The sequence below is a fragment of the Streptomyces sp. NPDC001880 genome, assembly GCF_053594575.1.
In genome coordinates this window covers 1-14,613 of record NZ_JBSFET010000006.1, presented here as the reverse complement: position 1 = coordinate 14,613, position 14,613 = coordinate 1, and the positions used below count along the sequence as shown (strand labels likewise).

General features: G+C 72.2%; 13 protein-coding genes. 5 read left to right on the top strand and 8 right to left on the bottom strand.

Annotated features, from left to right (window positions below; all coding sequences use genetic code 11):
- Positions 1–114: 114 nt before the first annotated feature.
- Positions 115–1,593: a helix-turn-helix domain-containing protein gene (locus ACWCQ6_RS05455; RefSeq protein ID WP_451085896.1), complete on the top strand. Its 1,479-nt coding sequence runs from the start codon at positions 115–117 to the stop codon at positions 1,591–1,593.
- 196 nt (positions 1,594–1,789) lie between these two features.
- Here the strand turns inward: ACWCQ6_RS05455 and ACWCQ6_RS05450 are convergent, their stop codons facing one another.
- On the bottom strand, positions 1,790–3,073 hold the full coding sequence (locus tag ACWCQ6_RS05450; RefSeq protein ID WP_451085672.1) for an adenylosuccinate synthase: 1,284 nt from the start codon (positions 3,071–3,073) through the stop codon (positions 1,790–1,792).
- Positions 3,074–3,258: 185 nt separating this feature from the next.
- Between ACWCQ6_RS05450 and ACWCQ6_RS05445 the strand changes: the two genes are divergently transcribed.
- Positions 3,259–4,116, top strand: a complete 858-nt coding sequence (locus ACWCQ6_RS05445; protein WP_451085670.1) for a diacylglycerol kinase — start codon at positions 3,259–3,261, stop codon at positions 4,114–4,116.
- A 132-nt stretch (positions 4,117–4,248) separates the two neighbouring features.
- On the opposite strand, the gene ACWCQ6_RS05440 is transcribed toward ACWCQ6_RS05445, so the two are convergent.
- Positions 4,249–4,794 (bottom strand): GbsR/MarR family transcriptional regulator, encoded by a 546-nt coding sequence (locus ACWCQ6_RS05440; protein WP_451085668.1) that lies wholly within the window; start codon positions 4,792–4,794, stop codon positions 4,249–4,251.
- A 101-nt stretch (positions 4,795–4,895) separates the two neighbouring features.
- Here ACWCQ6_RS05440 and ACWCQ6_RS05435 point away from each other — a divergent pair, with 101 nt between their 5' ends.
- The 3 genes from ACWCQ6_RS05435 (at position 4,896) to ACWCQ6_RS05425 (ending at position 7,857) form a co-directional block, all read left to right on the top strand.
- Entirely contained in the window at positions 4,896–5,828 is a 933-nt protein-coding gene (locus tag ACWCQ6_RS05435) for an ABC transporter ATP-binding protein (protein WP_451085666.1), read from the top strand.
- Complete coding sequence (locus tag ACWCQ6_RS05430) at positions 5,825–7,459, top strand: ABC transporter permease (RefSeq protein WP_451085664.1); 1,635 nt, start codon at positions 5,825–5,827, stop codon at positions 7,457–7,459. Before ACWCQ6_RS05435 ends, ACWCQ6_RS05430 begins: the two co-directional genes overlap by 4 nt.
- Positions 7,460–7,527: 68 nt before the next feature.
- The gene (locus tag ACWCQ6_RS05425) at positions 7,528–7,857 is read left to right on the top strand and encodes a hypothetical protein (RefSeq protein ID WP_451085662.1); all 330 of its coding nucleotides are present in this window, start codon (positions 7,528–7,530) and stop codon (positions 7,855–7,857) included.
- A 50-nt stretch (positions 7,858–7,907) separates the two neighbouring features.
- Here ACWCQ6_RS05425 and ACWCQ6_RS05420 read toward each other — a convergent pair whose 3' ends face one another.
- The 6 genes from ACWCQ6_RS05420 to ACWCQ6_RS05395 all read right to left on the bottom strand — a co-directional run bounded on the left by ACWCQ6_RS05420 (position 7,908) and on the right by ACWCQ6_RS05395 (position 14,344).
- Complete coding sequence (locus ACWCQ6_RS05420) at positions 7,908–9,137, bottom strand: cytochrome P450 (RefSeq protein WP_451085660.1); 1,230 nt, start codon at positions 9,135–9,137, stop codon at positions 7,908–7,910.
- A gap of 62 nt (positions 9,138–9,199) precedes the next feature.
- Complete coding sequence (locus tag ACWCQ6_RS05415; protein WP_451085658.1) at positions 9,200–9,877, bottom strand: response regulator; 678 nt, start codon at positions 9,875–9,877, stop codon at positions 9,200–9,202.
- Complete coding sequence (locus ACWCQ6_RS05410; RefSeq protein WP_451085656.1) at positions 9,874–11,175, bottom strand: sensor histidine kinase; 1,302 nt, start codon at positions 11,173–11,175, stop codon at positions 9,874–9,876. The genes ACWCQ6_RS05415 and ACWCQ6_RS05410 overlap by 4 nt, the downstream gene beginning before the upstream one ends.
- A gap of 118 nt (positions 11,176–11,293) precedes the next feature.
- Positions 11,294–12,169: an alpha/beta hydrolase gene (locus tag ACWCQ6_RS05405; RefSeq protein WP_451085653.1), complete on the bottom strand. Its 876-nt coding sequence runs from the start codon at positions 12,167–12,169 to the stop codon at positions 11,294–11,296.
- Positions 12,170–12,291: 122 nt separating this feature from the next.
- Positions 12,292–13,503 (bottom strand): kynureninase, encoded by a 1,212-nt coding sequence (gene kynU / locus ACWCQ6_RS05400; RefSeq protein WP_451085651.1) that lies wholly within the window; start codon positions 13,501–13,503, stop codon positions 12,292–12,294.
- Positions 13,496–14,344: a tryptophan 2,3-dioxygenase family protein gene (locus ACWCQ6_RS05395; protein WP_451085649.1), complete on the bottom strand. Its 849-nt coding sequence runs from the start codon at positions 14,342–14,344 to the stop codon at positions 13,496–13,498. The genes kynU and ACWCQ6_RS05395 overlap by 8 nt, the downstream gene beginning before the upstream one ends.
- Positions 14,345–14,613 lie beyond the last annotated feature (269 nt).

The window sequence follows — 14,613 nt, the reverse complement described above, 5'->3', positions numbered from 1 at the left end:
TGTGGGCCGCGACGGGTATCAGTCCGCACAATCAAACCGGTACCCTGCATTCCGGTTTTGGGCAGCTGTGGAGGATCTGTGCACGCGCGGGAACGGGCCGACGACGTACTGCGGATGTACCGGCTGGCCCGGTCCGGCGGGTCGCGGGAACTTCTGCACTGGGTGTCCGGCCGGGCGGCGGGCTGGGCCGGGCTGCTCGACGGGGACGGCACCGTGCTGCACGGCGTGACCCGCAGCCCGGACTGTACGGGCGTCGCGGCGGCCGCGCTGGCGGGCGAGTGCGCGAAGGGCCTGTCGGGGCTCGACGCGCGCTCCTTCGCCTTCGACCGGGGCCCGCACACCGCGCTGCTGTTCCCGCTGGACGGCCCGCCGGACGCCGCTGCCCCGATCCTCGCCGTGGTCGCGCCGCGCCCGCTGCCGGACGGACTCGCCATCCTGCTCTCCGACGTGGCGATGCCGCTCGCCATGTGCTGGGCCGCGGAGGCCGTGGAGCGCAAGCGGCGCCGCGTCGACCTCGCGGAGTCCCGCAGCCGGGAGGCGGTGCTGCATCTGCTCATGACGGGTCAGCTGTCCATTGCGCACCAGGTGGCAGGCGCCCTGCGGCCCACATTGCCCGACCCCGTGCAGGTGTATGTCGTGGAGTGCCCGGTCGGGCGCCGGGACGAGGCGGCGCGGATCTGCACGGAACTCTCCGGCGGGCGGTCCTGGATCGTCCGCTGCCCGGTCTACGCACGCCACCTGATCCTCGTCGTGCCGGCGGACGCGGACGCGGCCGAACAGCGGCTCGGTCTCCGGGTGGCCGAGGTGGTGACCGAGTGCGTCGTCGGGGTGAGCGAGGACCTGCCGCTGCCCGACACGGCGACCGGTTACCGCCAGGCGTTCCACGCACTGGCCGTGGCCCGGGGGTTGCCGGACCGGCATGCCCGCTTCGGCTCGGCGCCGGACCCGGCCGTGGTCGTCGGGGCGGCCGGCGCGCGGTGGGCGGACGAGCTGCTGCACCCGTTGCTCACGTATCTGCCCCGGCGCAGCCAGGACCCGGGCAGCCAGGAACTCTCGGCGACGCTCGCCTCCTGGCTCGCGTTCTCCTCGCACGCGACCCAGCATCTGAAGATCCACCGGAACACCCTGGCTGCCCGGCTCCGGCTGATCGGCGAACTGCTCGGCCTCGATCTGAACCGGGTCGGCGACCAGGCCGCCATCGACCTCGCCCTGCGCATCCGCGCCACCCCCACCGGCCCGGGAGATTCCCGCCGGGACGCGCGGACGGCCCAGCCGCCCCTCGGCCTGGACGACATCCTGTGCGTCCCTGCCGTGCGGGAGTGGGCAGTCCAGCAACTGCGCCCGCTCACCGGGTCCGACGCCCCCAAGAGCGGCGCCGGCCCGCAGGAGACCCTCCGCGCCTGGCTGCGCTGCGAAGCCCAACTCGCCGCGACGGCAGAGGCGTTGGGCATCTCGGTGCCAGGGATCCGCAAGCGCCTCACCCGGCTCGAATCGGTGCTCGGCCGCTCACTGCTCCAGGCGCCCAGCGCCCGTTACGACCTGTGGCTCGCCTTCCGGTCCCTGGATGCCGCGGGAGCGGACACCGTCCGGTGAACCGAAGGGGGCGCGACCGGCCGGAGCCGGACACGCCCCGTCGCGTGGGGGCCACAACCGCGGACCGCCAGGAGGGCCGGAACGCCGAGAGGGCCGGGACTCGTCGTCCCGGCCCTCTCGGTGGTCGCCGCTCCTGAGGCCTCTCGCCCGGATCACGCCCGGCTCGCGGGGCCCGGCGGGATCCAGACGAAAGAACCTAGAGGAAGGAGTTGATCTCGATGGTCTCGGTGCGGCCGGGGCCGACGCCGATCGCGGAGATCGGGGCGCCGGACATGTCCTCCAGCGCCTTCACGTACGCCTGCGCGTTCTTCGGCAGGTCACCGAAGGTCTTGGCCTTCGTGATGTCCTCGGACCAGCCCGGCAGCATCTCGTAGACCGGCTTCGCGTGGTGGAAGTCGGTCTGGCTGTATGGAAGTTCCTCGACACGCTTGCCGTCGATCTCGTACGCCACGCACACCGGGATCTGCTCCCAGCCGGTCAGCACGTCCAGCTTGGTGAGGAAGAAGTCGGTGAGACCGTTGACCCGGGTCGCGTATCGCGCGATGACCGCGTCGAACCAGCCGCAGCGACGGTCGCGGCCGGTGGTGACACCGCGCTCGCCACCGATCCGGCGCAGCGCCTCGCCGTCCTCGTCGAACAGCTCCGTCGGGAACGGGCCCGCGCCGACGCGGGTGGTGTACGCCTTGAGGATGCCGATGACCCGGCTGATCTTCGTCGGGCCCACACCGGCACCGGTGCAGGCACCGCCCGCAGTCGGGTTCGACGAGGTGACGAAGGGGTACGTGCCGTGGTCGACGTCGAGCAGCGTGCCCTGACCGCCCTCGAAGAGGACGACCTTGCCCGCGTCGATGGCGTCGTTCAGGACCAGGGTCGTGTCGGCGACGTACGGCTTGATCTGCTCCGCGTACTGGAGCATCTCCTCGACGATCTTGCCGGACTCGATCGCGCGGCGGTTGAAGACCTTGGCGAGGAGCTGGTTCTTCTGCTCCAGGGCCGCCTCGACCTTCTGCTCCAGGATCGACTCGTCATAGAGGTCCTGGACACGGATGCCCACCCGGTTGATCTTGTCGGCGTACGTCGGGCCGATCCCGCGCCCGGTCGTGCCGATCCTGCGCTTCCCGAGGAACCGTTCCGTCACCTTGTCGATCGTGACGTTGTACGGAGTGATCAAATGGGCATTGCCGCTGATCAGCAGCTTGGACGTGTCCACACCGCGGTCGTTCAGCCCACTCAGCTCGGAGAGCAGGACGGCCGGGTCGACGACGACACCGTTCCCGATGACCGGGGTACACCCCGGCGAAAGGATTCCGGAGGGGAGGAGATGCAGTGCGTACTTCTGGTCACCGACGACCACCGTATGGCCGGCGTTGTTGCCGCCTTGGTAGCGCACCACATAGTCCACGGATCCACCGAGGAGGTCGGTGGCCTTTCCCTTGCCCTCGTCACCCCACTGAGCACCGAGCAGCACAAGTGCGGGCACAGGCGTACACCCCTTCCGGGCGGGGCATGTCCAAGGTCAGGGGGCGTACGTAAACGCCGTACATGCCGTACGACGATGTACGACAAGGCCTGAACCGTCGAACCGGTGCCCCGGAATAGACGAAGCCCCTGGCGCAATAGCGCAAGGGGCTCTTGCACCAAGATGCTACCCGAGGAAGGACCGAGGTGTCGGCTGCCCAGCCCCCCGGCGACGGTGCGCACCAGCTGCTGGTGGTCATCGACCCGGTCGCCCGCCGGACCGACGGCGAGTCCGTTCGTATCGCGAAGGACGTGCTGAGCGCCGGTTCGCACGCCAAGATCTGCCTGCCCGACGGGCCCGAGGAATTCGCCCGGGCCCTGTCCCGGCGGGGCAGCCGACGGCCGGTGGTGATCGGCGACGACCGCGCGCTGCGGCGGGCGGTGACCCAGCTGCACCGGGAGCGCGAGCCGGCCGGGAGCACGCTCTCGCTGATCCCGGTCGGCACCGCAGCCGCGCTGGAACTCGCGCATTCGCTCGGCGTGCCGATGGGCGCGGTGGCGGCGGCGCGCACCGCGCTGGACGGTGCCGCGCGCAAGCTCGACCTGCTGGTCGACGACAGCGACGGCGTGGTCCTGGGCGCGCTGCACATCCCGGCCCTGAGCACGCTGCCGGGCGCCGCACCCGGGCACGCGGGGGTCACCGCGGTCTGGGACACCTGCCGCAACCTGGTCCGCACCCTGGTGCGCCCCACCCCGGCGACGCCCGCCGCCCCGCTGCCCACGCACCGGCTGCGGGTCGAGGCCGACGGCGTCCTGCTGAACGATCTGGACCGCCCGGTCGAATCGGTGACCGTGACCTCGCAGGGCCGTGACGGGGGTCTGGCGAACGTGGTGGTCCGCCCGCCGTCGGCCGATCCGGTGACGGCGGAGGCGAAGGCCGTCACGGTCTCGGGCGCGGACTTCCGCTACCGGGCCGACATACAGGTCGGCGGCCCGGTGCGGACACGGACCTGGACGGTGCGGGCGGGGGCCTGGGGACTGATGCTGCCGGTGGCGCAGGGGTAGCCTCCGGCCGAGGGGCGGAGTGAGAAGAATCTCGGACGTTTCGGGGAACGCGGACAGACCCGGCCCGACGTGACGGGCCCGCACACCCTCCAGGCCCCCGGGCCCCGCACGCCTCCAGGCCCCGCGCGCCCGTCAGGCGTTCGCCCGCCCGCCGCGACCCGGGAGGTCGAGCGTCTCGCGGTGCTCGTGCCAGCGGTCCATCATCCCGGCCAGTTCCGCCTGCAGGAACTCGAAGAACGCCACCGTCTCGGCGATCCGGGCGCCGGCCGGGGTGTCCTCGCCCAGGATGCGGACGCCTTCCCTGAGGGCGCTCTCCCAGCGGGTCAGCACCCGGTCGCGGCTGGCGAAGGTGGCGAACCAGACCTCGTCGAGCAGGCGGTACCGGTCGCGGCGCGAGCCCGGGTCGCGTTCGCGGCCGACCATGCTGACCTGCGTGAGGTAATTGACCGCGCCGGACACGGCCGCCGGGCTGATCTGCAGCGCCATGGCGAGTTCGGCGGAGGTCATGGAGCCGTCGTCGTCCGCGAGGAGCGCGGCGAAGACCCGGGACGCCATCCGCTGCATCCCCGCCTCGGTCATCTCGGACGCGAACCGCTCCACGAACCGTGACACGGCCTCCGCGTCACGCCCGAAGCTCGCGCCCTGTCCGGTTTCGCCGGTCTCGGTTTCGCTGGTCATCGTCCGATCGTCTCCCCTGATTTCCCGGCCCCCGCCGCAACGCCAACTTTATATGCTTCCTTAACTTCACAAGTTTGTGAAAGTAGCGTACGTTCAAAAACATGACGAAGGCAATCACGGTGGCCGGACTGCACAAGTCGTTCGGTCGGACACACGCGCTGGACGGGCTCGACCTCACCGTCGAGACCGGCGAGGTCCACGGCTTCCTCGGGCCCAACGGCTCCGGGAAGTCCACCACCATCCGGGTGCTGCTGGGTCTGCTGCGGGCCGACTCCGGCGCCGCCCAGCTGCTCGGCCGCGACCCGTGGCGTGACGCGGTGGAGCTCCACCGCAGAGTCGCGTACGTCCCGGGTGACGTCACGCTGTGGCGCAACCTCTCCGGCGGCGAGGTGATCGACCTGTACGGGAGCCTGCGCGGCGGCCTCGACCGGACCCGGCGCGCCGACCTGGTCGACCGGTTCGAGCTCGACCCGACCAAGAAGGGGCGTACGTACTCCAAGGGCAACCGCCAGAAGGTCGCCCTCGTCGCCGCCTTCGCCTCCGATGTGGATCTGCTGATCCTGGACGAACCCACCAGCGGGCTCGACCCGTTGATGGAGGAGGTCTTCCAGGACTGCGTCGCCGAGGAGCGTGCGCGCGGGCGGACGGTCCTGCTCTCCAGCCACATCCTCAGCGAGGTCGAGACGCTCTGCGACCGGGTCAGCATCATCCGCCAGGGGCGGACGGTGGAGACCGGTTCGCTGGCCGACATGCGCCATCTGACACGTACGAACATCAGCGCCGAGCTGGCCGGCCCGCCCAACGGGCTCGCCCGTCTGCCCGGCGTCCACGACCTCCAGGTCCAGGGTCTGCGGGTCACCCTCCAGGTCGACACGGACAAGCTGGACGCCGTGCTCAAGTCGCTCACCGCCTCGGGCGTACGGACGCTGACCAGCACCCCGCCCACGCTGGAGGAGCTCTTCCTGCGCCACTACGCGACCGACGGGGCGAGCGCGCCCGGAAGCGGCGAAGATGCGGAGGTGGCGGCGCGATGACCGCCGTGACCACGACCGTCCCGGCCGGCACCCGGCACCGGGCCGGGGCCGCGACCGGACAGCTCGCCGGTACGTGGACCCTGCTGCGGCTCGCGCTGCGGCGCGACCGCGTCATGCTGCCGATCTGGGTGCTCGCCCTCGGCGGCTCCTTCTCCTCCGTCGCCGGCTCCATCGCCTCGCTGTACGGCACCGCCGCCCAGCGCGCCGAGCTCGCCGCGTCGATGAACGGCAACAGCTCGCTCCGCGCGATGTACGGACCGGTCTTCGACGACTCGGTCGGCGGGCTCGTGAGCTGGCGGATGGCCGGCTTCGGGGCGGTGCTGGCGGCCGTGATGAGCCTGATCGTCGTCATCCGGCACACCCGGGAGGAAGAGGAGACCGGCCGCCAGGAGATGCTCTCCGCCGCGATGGTGGGGCGCCGCGCACCGCTGACCGCCGCGCTCCTCACCGCGCTGATCGCAAACGCGGCACTGGCGCTGGTGATCGCGGCGGGCCTGGCGGGGGCCGGTGCGGGCGGCGCCGGGGCGGTGGCGCTCGCCCTGGCGGTCGCCGGGACGGGTGTGCTGTTCGCCTGCACGGCCGCGATCGTCGCGCAGTTCGCCGAGAGCGCCCGGCTCGCCAAGGGGCTGACGGCGGCGGTGATCGGCGCCGCGTTCGTCCTGAAGGCGGCGGGCGACTCGGCGACGGACGACGGCTCTTCCGTGCTGACCTGGCTCTCCCCCGTCGGCTGGGCGGAGAACGTACGGGCGTATGCCGATGAGCGCTGGTGGGTGCTGCTCGTCCTCGCTGCGGCCGTGGCGGTCCAGGCCGTCCTCGCGTACGGCCTGGCCGGGCGCCGCGATGTCGGCATGAGCTTCCTGGCCACGAGACCGGGGCCTGCGCAGGGGCGGATCACCACGGCGTTCGGTCTGGCGCTGCGGCTCCAGCGCGGTGCGCTGACCGGGTGGACGCTCTCCTTCGCCGTGGTCGGTGTCGCCTTCGGCGGGCTGACCGACGGGGCGGCCGATCTTGCCGGTGACAGCGCGAAGACCAAGGAGATCTTCGAGCGGATGGGCGGTCAGGCCGGGCTGACCGACGCGTTCCTCACCGCGATGGTCTCCGTGCTCGGTGTGGTCGCGGCGCTGTACATCGTCGCGTCGGTACTGCGGCTGCAGGACGAGGAGACCGCCGGGCGCGCCGAGCCGGTGCTGGCGGGCGCGGTGAGCCGGACCGGGTGGGTGGCCGGTCATCTGGTCATCGCGTTCGGCGGCGCGGCCCTGCTCATGACGGCCGGCGGTCTCGGCCTGGCCGCCGGCTACGGCCACGAACTCCCGGCCGTGCTCGGGGCGTCGCTGGTGCAGCTGCCGGCGATCTGGCTGCTGGGCGGGGTGACGGTCCTGCTGTACGGGGCGTTCCCGAAGGCGGCGGTGGCGGCCTGGGGCGTCGCCGGGATCTGTCTGGCCCTGGGGTGGCTCGGGCCCGCCCTCGACATGCCGCAGGCGGTGACGGACGTATCGCCGTTCACGCATCTGCCGAAGCTGCCGGGCGGCACGGGAATGGCATGGGGCCCGGTGCTCACGCTCACCGCCGTCGCGGCGGTGCTGGCCGGAGCCGGAGTGGGGGCACTGCGCAGGCGCGATGTCCTGACCTGACGGTGACACGGGGTCAGGGAGCCCCGGCGGGTGCAACCCCGCCGGGGTACCCCTGCGTCACTCCGTTCATGGGGAACCGAAGCGAAGCCGTCCGTGGGATCGCCGGATGTCTGGTCGTCGCCGCGGGCGGGATCGCCGGGATGCTCGCCTGGGCGCCGTACGGCAGGCACGGCATCTTCGGCGGCTTCGAGGACGCGACGGAGTGGAACGTGCTCTGGCTCGGGCTGCCGGTCATGACGCTCGGCGGCATCACGGCAGGGCTCACCCTCGTCGCCCTCGCGGGGCGGAAGTGGCGGCGGGCGCTCGGAGCGGCGGCCGTGCTCACCGCCCTCACCGGTTTCGGGGTGGCCTTCGACGTACTGGAGGGCCCGCCCCTGGCCTGCGGACCGGGATGCTGAACGCGGGGAAGCCGGGGCCCCGGCAGGCCGGGGGCCGGCCCGCCGCCTCGTCACAGCTCCACGCGGAGTTCCTTCAGCCCCCTGATCACATAGCCCGGGTTCCACTCCGGTTCTGCCGCCAACCGCATGCCCGGGGCGCGGCGCAGCAGCTCACCGAAGGACGCGGCCAGTTCGACCCGGGCCAGCGGGGCGCCCAGGCAGAAGTGGATGCCCGCCCCGAAGGTGATGTGCGGGTTGTCCCGCCGGGCCAGATCCAGCGTGTCCGGGTCGGTGAAGCGGGCCGGATCGCGGTTGGCGGAGCCGAAGAGCAGGGCCACCTCCGAGCCGCGCGGAATGACTGTTCCGTCGATCTCGATGTCGTCCAGGACCCAGCGCTCGAACATCTGCAACGGGGTGTCGTACCGCATCAGCTCCTCGATCGCCGTCGGCAGCAGCCCGTGATCGGCGTGCAGCGCGGCCAGTTGCCGGGGGTGGCGCAGCAGGGTCCACCAGCCGTTCACGGTGGTGTTGACGGTCGCCTCGTGGCCGGCGTTCAGCAGCAGCACACAGGTGGAGATCATCTCCTGCTCGCTCAGCCGCTCCCCCTCGTCGTGGGCGGCGATGAGAGCGGAGATCAGATCCGTACCGGGGTTCTTGCGCCGCTCCTCGATCAGCTCGCGCAGATACGCGGAGAAGTCGAGCGAGGCGCGGACGGCGGCGCGGGCGGTCTCCTCGGACGGGTTCAGTTCGAACATTCCGCAGATCGCCGCGGACCAGGGCCGCAGCGGGGCCCGGTCGGACTCCGGGATGCCGAGCATCTCGGCGATGACGGCCACCGGCAGCGGCTCGGCAACCGCCGTGAGCAGATCGCCGCCGCCGGCCTCGACGAAGGAGTCCACCAGCTCGGCGGCCAGCCGCCGCACGGTCGGGACGAGCCGCTCGACCGTACGCGGGGTGAACGCCTTGGAGACCAGGCGCCGGATCCGGGTGTGGTCGGGGGCCTCCAGGTCGAGGAGCCCCTGCCCGTTGAGGGTGTGGAAGGGTTCGTGCTCGTCGGGCGGCGGTGTGCGGCCGAACTCCTCGTGGGTGAAGCGGTGCAGATACGTGCGGCCCAGACGCCGGTCGCGCAGCAGCGCGGACACATCGGCGTGGTGCGGGACGAGCCACTGGTCGGCCGGCTCGAAGCGGTGCACCCGGCCGGTGGCGCGCAGCGCGGCGTAGGCGGGGTACGGGTCGGCGACGAAAGCCGGGGACCAGGGGTCGAAGCGGGCATCGGCCGCGGAACGGTGAGACGGGTGCATAGGCGGACGCTAACCTCACCCCATCGCCGCCGACCACCCGCCCCTCACCTGGCCCGGCCCCCTCAGGACGGTGTGACCAGCCGGGCCTCGTACGCGAAGACGGCCGCCTGGGTGCGGTCGCGCAACCCCAGCTTCACCAGGATGCGGCTCACATGCGTCTTGATGGTGGACTCGGCGACCACCAGATGCGAGGCGATCTCGGCGTTGGACCGGCCCTGCGCGATCAGGACGAGCACCTCCGTCTCGCGCTCGGTGAGGTCGCCGACCCGGGCGAGGGCGGGAGAACGCGGGGACTGCGCGAGCTTCGAGAACTCGTTGATCAGCCGCTTGGTGACGGTCGGGGCGAGCAGCGCCTCGCCCGAGGCCACCACCCGTACCCCGTCGGCGAGCTGGCGCGCGGATGCGTCCTTGAGGAGGAAGCCGGACGCCCCGGCACGCAGCGCCTGGTACACGTACTCGTCGAGGTCGAAGGTGGTCAGCACCAGCACCTTGGCGTCCGCGTCGGCGGCGACGATCTCGCGCGTGGCCTCGATGCCGTTGAGTTCCGGCATCCGGATGTCCATCAGGACCACGTCGGGGCGCAGGGCCGCGACCTGTGCGACGGCCTGTCGGCCGTCGACCGCCTCGCCGACGACCTCGATCCCCGGCATGGCGTTGAGGAGCACCGAGAAGCCCTCGCGGACCATCATCTGGTCGTCCACGATCAGCACCCGGATGGTCGGGGCGGTGGGAGTGTTCATGCCCGGTCCGCCTGTTCCCGGGGCTCGGAGCCGGCCTGTACGGGGATGAACGCGGCGATCTCGTAACCGCCCTCGCCCGTCGCCTCGGCCGTCATGTCGCCGTCCAGCATCGCGACCCGCTCCCGCATCCCGGTGATCCCGTGCCCGGCCCCCGGCGAGGGCTTCACCGGGCCGGTGGGCGGCCCGTTGACCACCCGCAGGCCGAGCCCGCCCAGCACATAGCCGATCTCCACCTTGGCGGTGGCGCCCGGCGCGTGGCGCAGGGTGTTGCTGAGGGCCTCCTGGATGATCCGGTACGCGGACAGCTCGACCCCCTGCGGCAGTTCGCGCACCGCGCCGGTGACCGTCTTCTCCGTCTCCAGGCCCGCCTCGCGGACATTGGCGAGGAGCCCGTCGAGCTGGGCGAGGGTGGGCTGCGGGGCGTCCGGGGCCTGGTAGTCCTCGGCCCGTACGACACCGAGGACCCGGCGCAGTTCGGTGAGGGCGGCGACGGCGTTCTCCCGGATCGTGACGAAGGCCTGCTCCAGCTCGGGCGGCGGATTCTCCACCCGGTACGGGGCGGCCTCGGCCTGGATCGCGACGACCGACATGTGGTGCGCGACCACGTCGTGCAGCTCACGGGCGATGGTGGTGCGCTCCTCCAGCAGCGTGCGCCGGTCGCGTTCGACAGCGGTCACGGTGCGCTGCACGGTCACCTCGCGCTCCGCGTCGTGGCGGATCTGCACCACGGCGACCACGAGCAGGGCGAGCGCGGAAGTCACGGCCATGGCCACGGTGGTGGTCCCGGGCCGCCAGACGAGGTTCTCCATGACCGTGCCGAGCAGCACGGTCAGCCCCCACATCCAGCCGGCGCTGCGCGGCCCGGTCCTGGCCGCGACGACGACCAGCACGACCAGGTGCGCGAAGAACGAGCTGGGCCCCCAGGGCCACCCGCCGTGGCCGACCACGGCGGTCACCGGGGTGAGCAGCAACGACATCCAGAACGCCCCGACCGGCCTGACCAGCGTCATCAGGACGCAGACGGCGGGGAACACGGCGAGCAGCTCGGCGAGGGGGAATTCCGCCACGGCGGTCCCCGCCAGGAAGGTGATGAGTGCCGCGGCCACCACCAGGGCGTGCGGCGCCCATGCGGCACGCGCCCGTATCCGCTTCGGCAGCCGGCGGATCAGCGGTCCGTCGGTCCGCAGCTGCGGCATCGGGCGGTAGGCGAACGCATCGCGCATGAGAGCCTGCCGGAGGCCGCCCACCACGCCCGCGGCCATCCGGTACTCCGGACTTCTGCTCTTGGTCTCGGTCACGCCTCCACGGTAGGTGGCGGTCCGGGGACCGGTCGTCAGCACTGATACGGATCCTGAGCCGTCCCTCGCAAGTACTACGGGCTCCTCCGCACCGCGCCGTCCCGCCGTGTCCCGGCGCTCACCAGGCCAGTTGGGCGAGCTCCTCCGCCACCACCGCGCACGCGTCCGCCGCCGGGTCGATCAGCGGGTAGTGGCCCACCTCGGGCAGCAGGGTCAGCCCCACCGTCTCGCCCGCCTTCGCCGCCGCGTCGACGAACGCCTCCGAGACCGCCTGCGGCACATCGAGATCGGTGGTGCCCTGCACCACGGTGGTCGCGATGCCGGTGGGCAGCAGCACGGCCGGGTCGGCGTGTGCCGCCCGCGCCTCGAAGTCCTCCTCGCGGCCGAGGAACTGACCGACCGCCCCGGAGCACACGTCCAGCGCTACGGCGGTGGCGAAGTCGGCGATCGGCGCCAGGGCGACGACGCCCCGCAGCTGCGGCGGCGCGGGCAGCCGCCACAGCGATCCCTCGGGCAGTACGTGCCGGGCGGCGGCCCACAGCGCCAACTGCCCGCCCGCGGAGTGCCCGGTGAGCACGATCCGCCGGACATCGGCCTGCGCAAGCTCTTGGGCCAGCAGCGCCGGCAGCGCGTCCATGGCCGCGGCGACGTCGTCGAAGGTCTCCGGCCAGCGGCCCGCCACCGGACCGGTACCCCGCTGCTGCGGGATCCCGCCGCCGCGCCGGTACTCGATGCTGGCGACGGCGAATCCGCGCCGGGCCAGGAAGTCCGCGAACGGCGACACATGCTGCCGGTCGTACGGAGCCCGCCACGACCCGCCGTGCAGGACGACCACGACCGGCGCCCCGGTCCGCCCGTCGCGCGGGGCATAGAAGTCGATCAGCTGGTCGGGGTGGCTGCCGTAGGCGGCGGACGCGTCGGGGGCGACCGGTGGATGCGAGAAGGCCGACTCGGTCTCGGCGGCGTCCCGATCGCGCGCGGCAGAATCCGACATGCTGCTCCAACCGTCCTGTAGCTGAGCCCAACCGGCCTGATCTGCGGGGACGGTACCAGTACGGAAGGTTCCCGTCCCCGCAGAGGATCACCGCGGGAGCCCGGCTCCCGCGGAGGATCCCGCTACCGCTGCGCCAGCACCTCGCCCAGCACCCGCGCCGCCCGCTCCACGTCCGCGAAGCCCACGTACAGCGGGGTGAATCCGAACCGCAGCACGTCCGGCCGGCGCAGGTCCCCGACGACGCCCCGGGCGATGAGTTCGCTCATCACCTGCTCCGCGTCCTCGCAGCGCAGCGCGACCTGGCTGCCGCGCTCGGCGCGCGCGGGGGTGATGGAGGGGACCCGGCCCTCGGGCACGTACCCGGCGACGCACTCCAGGAAGAAGTCCGTCAGCGCCAGGGACTTGGCCCGTACCTCGTCGATCGACACCCCGTCCCACACGTCCAGCGATGCTTCGAGCGTCAGCATGGAGACGATGTCGGGGGTGCCGACCCGACCTCGTACCGCGCCGTCGGCCGGGGTGTATTCGGGTGTCATGCCGAACGGGTCGGCATGCGATGTCCACCCCGGCAGCGGCGAGTCGAAGGCCGCCTGGTGGCGCTCGGCGACGTAGATGTAGGCGGGCGAACCCGGGCCGCCGTTCAGGTACTTGTACGTGCAGCCGACCGCCAGGTCCACGCCGTGCTCGTCGAGGCCGACGGGCAGGGCGCCCGCGCTGTGGCACAGGTCCCAGACGGCGATGGCGCCCGCCTCGTGCACGGCGGCGGTGAGTCCGGGCAGGTCATGGAGCCTGCCGGTGCGGTAGTCGACATGGTTGAGCAGCACGGCCGCGGTACGGGGGCCCAGCGCGCCGGGCACCTCGCCGGGGGCGACCGGGACGAGCCGGTGGCCGGTCATCCGGGCCGCGGACTCGGCGATGTACCCGTCCGTGGGGAAGGTCGTCGCGTCGACGAGGATCTCGTCGCGCCCCTGGGGCGCCAGCCGGGTCGCGGCGACGACGGCCTTGAAGACGTTCACGCTGGTGGAGTCGCCCACCACGATCTGCCCGGCGGCGGCCCCGACGAGCGGGGCGATCCGGTCACCGATCCGTTCCGGCGCGGTCCACCAGCCGCTCTCGTCCCAGGACCGGATGCGCAGCTCGCCCCACTCGCGGGTGAGGACCTCCTGCACCCGGGCGGGGACGTGCGCGGGCAGCGCGCCGAGCGAGTTGCCGTCGAGATAGACGGTGTCGTCGAGGGTGAACAGCTTCCGCCGGTCCGCGAGCGGGTCGGCGGCGTCGAGTGCCGCGGCCCGCGCGGCAAGGGTCCGGGGCATGGCGGTGAAGGTCTCAGACATGGCTGCGCGCCGTCCACAGCTCGGGGAAGACATTCTTCGTGGCCCGCTTCTCCAGCCAGGCGACCCCGGCGGAGCCGCCGGTCCCGGTCTTGGAACCCATCGCGCGCCGGGTGGCGACGAGATGGTCGTTGCGCCAGCGCCACACCAGCTCGCCCACATCGGTGAGCGCCTCGCCGAGCCGCACCAGGTCCTCGTGGGCCTCCGGTTCGGTGTATATCTCGGCCCAGACCGCCTCGACCTCGGGGGACGGTTCGTACTTCCGGGTCAGGTCCCGGGAGAGCACGGACTGCGGCACGGCGAACCCGCGCCGGGCGAGCAGGGCGAGCGTCTCGTCGTACAGGCCCGGCTCGCCGAGCGCCTTCTCCAGCTCGGCGTGGACGCGGGGCGCGCCCCGGTGCGGGACCAGCATGGACGCGGACTTGTCACCGAGCAGGAACTCCATCCGCCGGTACATCGCCGACTGGAATCCGGAGCCCTCGCCGAGGGCCGAGCGGTAGGAGTTGAACTGGGCGGGTGTGAGCTGGGCGAGCGGGGTCCAGGAGGCGTTGAGCGCCTCCAGCTCCCGCACCGACCGCTTGAGCGCGTCGCGTGCGACGGTCAGCCGGTCCTCGCGCAGGGCGTGCGCGGCGGTCTCCCACTCGTGGACGATGACGGTGAACCACAGCTCCATGACCTGGGTGGTGACCAGGAAGACCATCTCGCCCGGATCGTCGGAGCGAGGGTGCTGGAGATGGGTAAGGACATCCGCCTGGACATAGTCCTCGTACGGAGTCGTTCCCGCGAAGTCGAGGTGCGGGGTCTGCGCACCGGCGGCTTCGGGGTCGGGGTGGATCGTCGACATTGCTGTCTCCTCGACACAAGCTTCCGGGTAGCGGTCCGCCCCTTCCGTGAGGTGGTGGAGCTCCGGTCCCCTGTCGGCATCCTAGACGCACGCCCCGGGAGTGCGCAGACCCCACAGACGTACCACCGTCCCGGGGTCCGGCGAGAGGTTCCAGGGCGTGTTGCGAAAGTCCCGTGTACCTGACGGAGAAGCGGGGCGGCCGGGTCTTCGACACCGAGGACGAGACCGTGCTGTCGACGCTTGCGGTGGCGGCGGGAGTGGCCATCGAG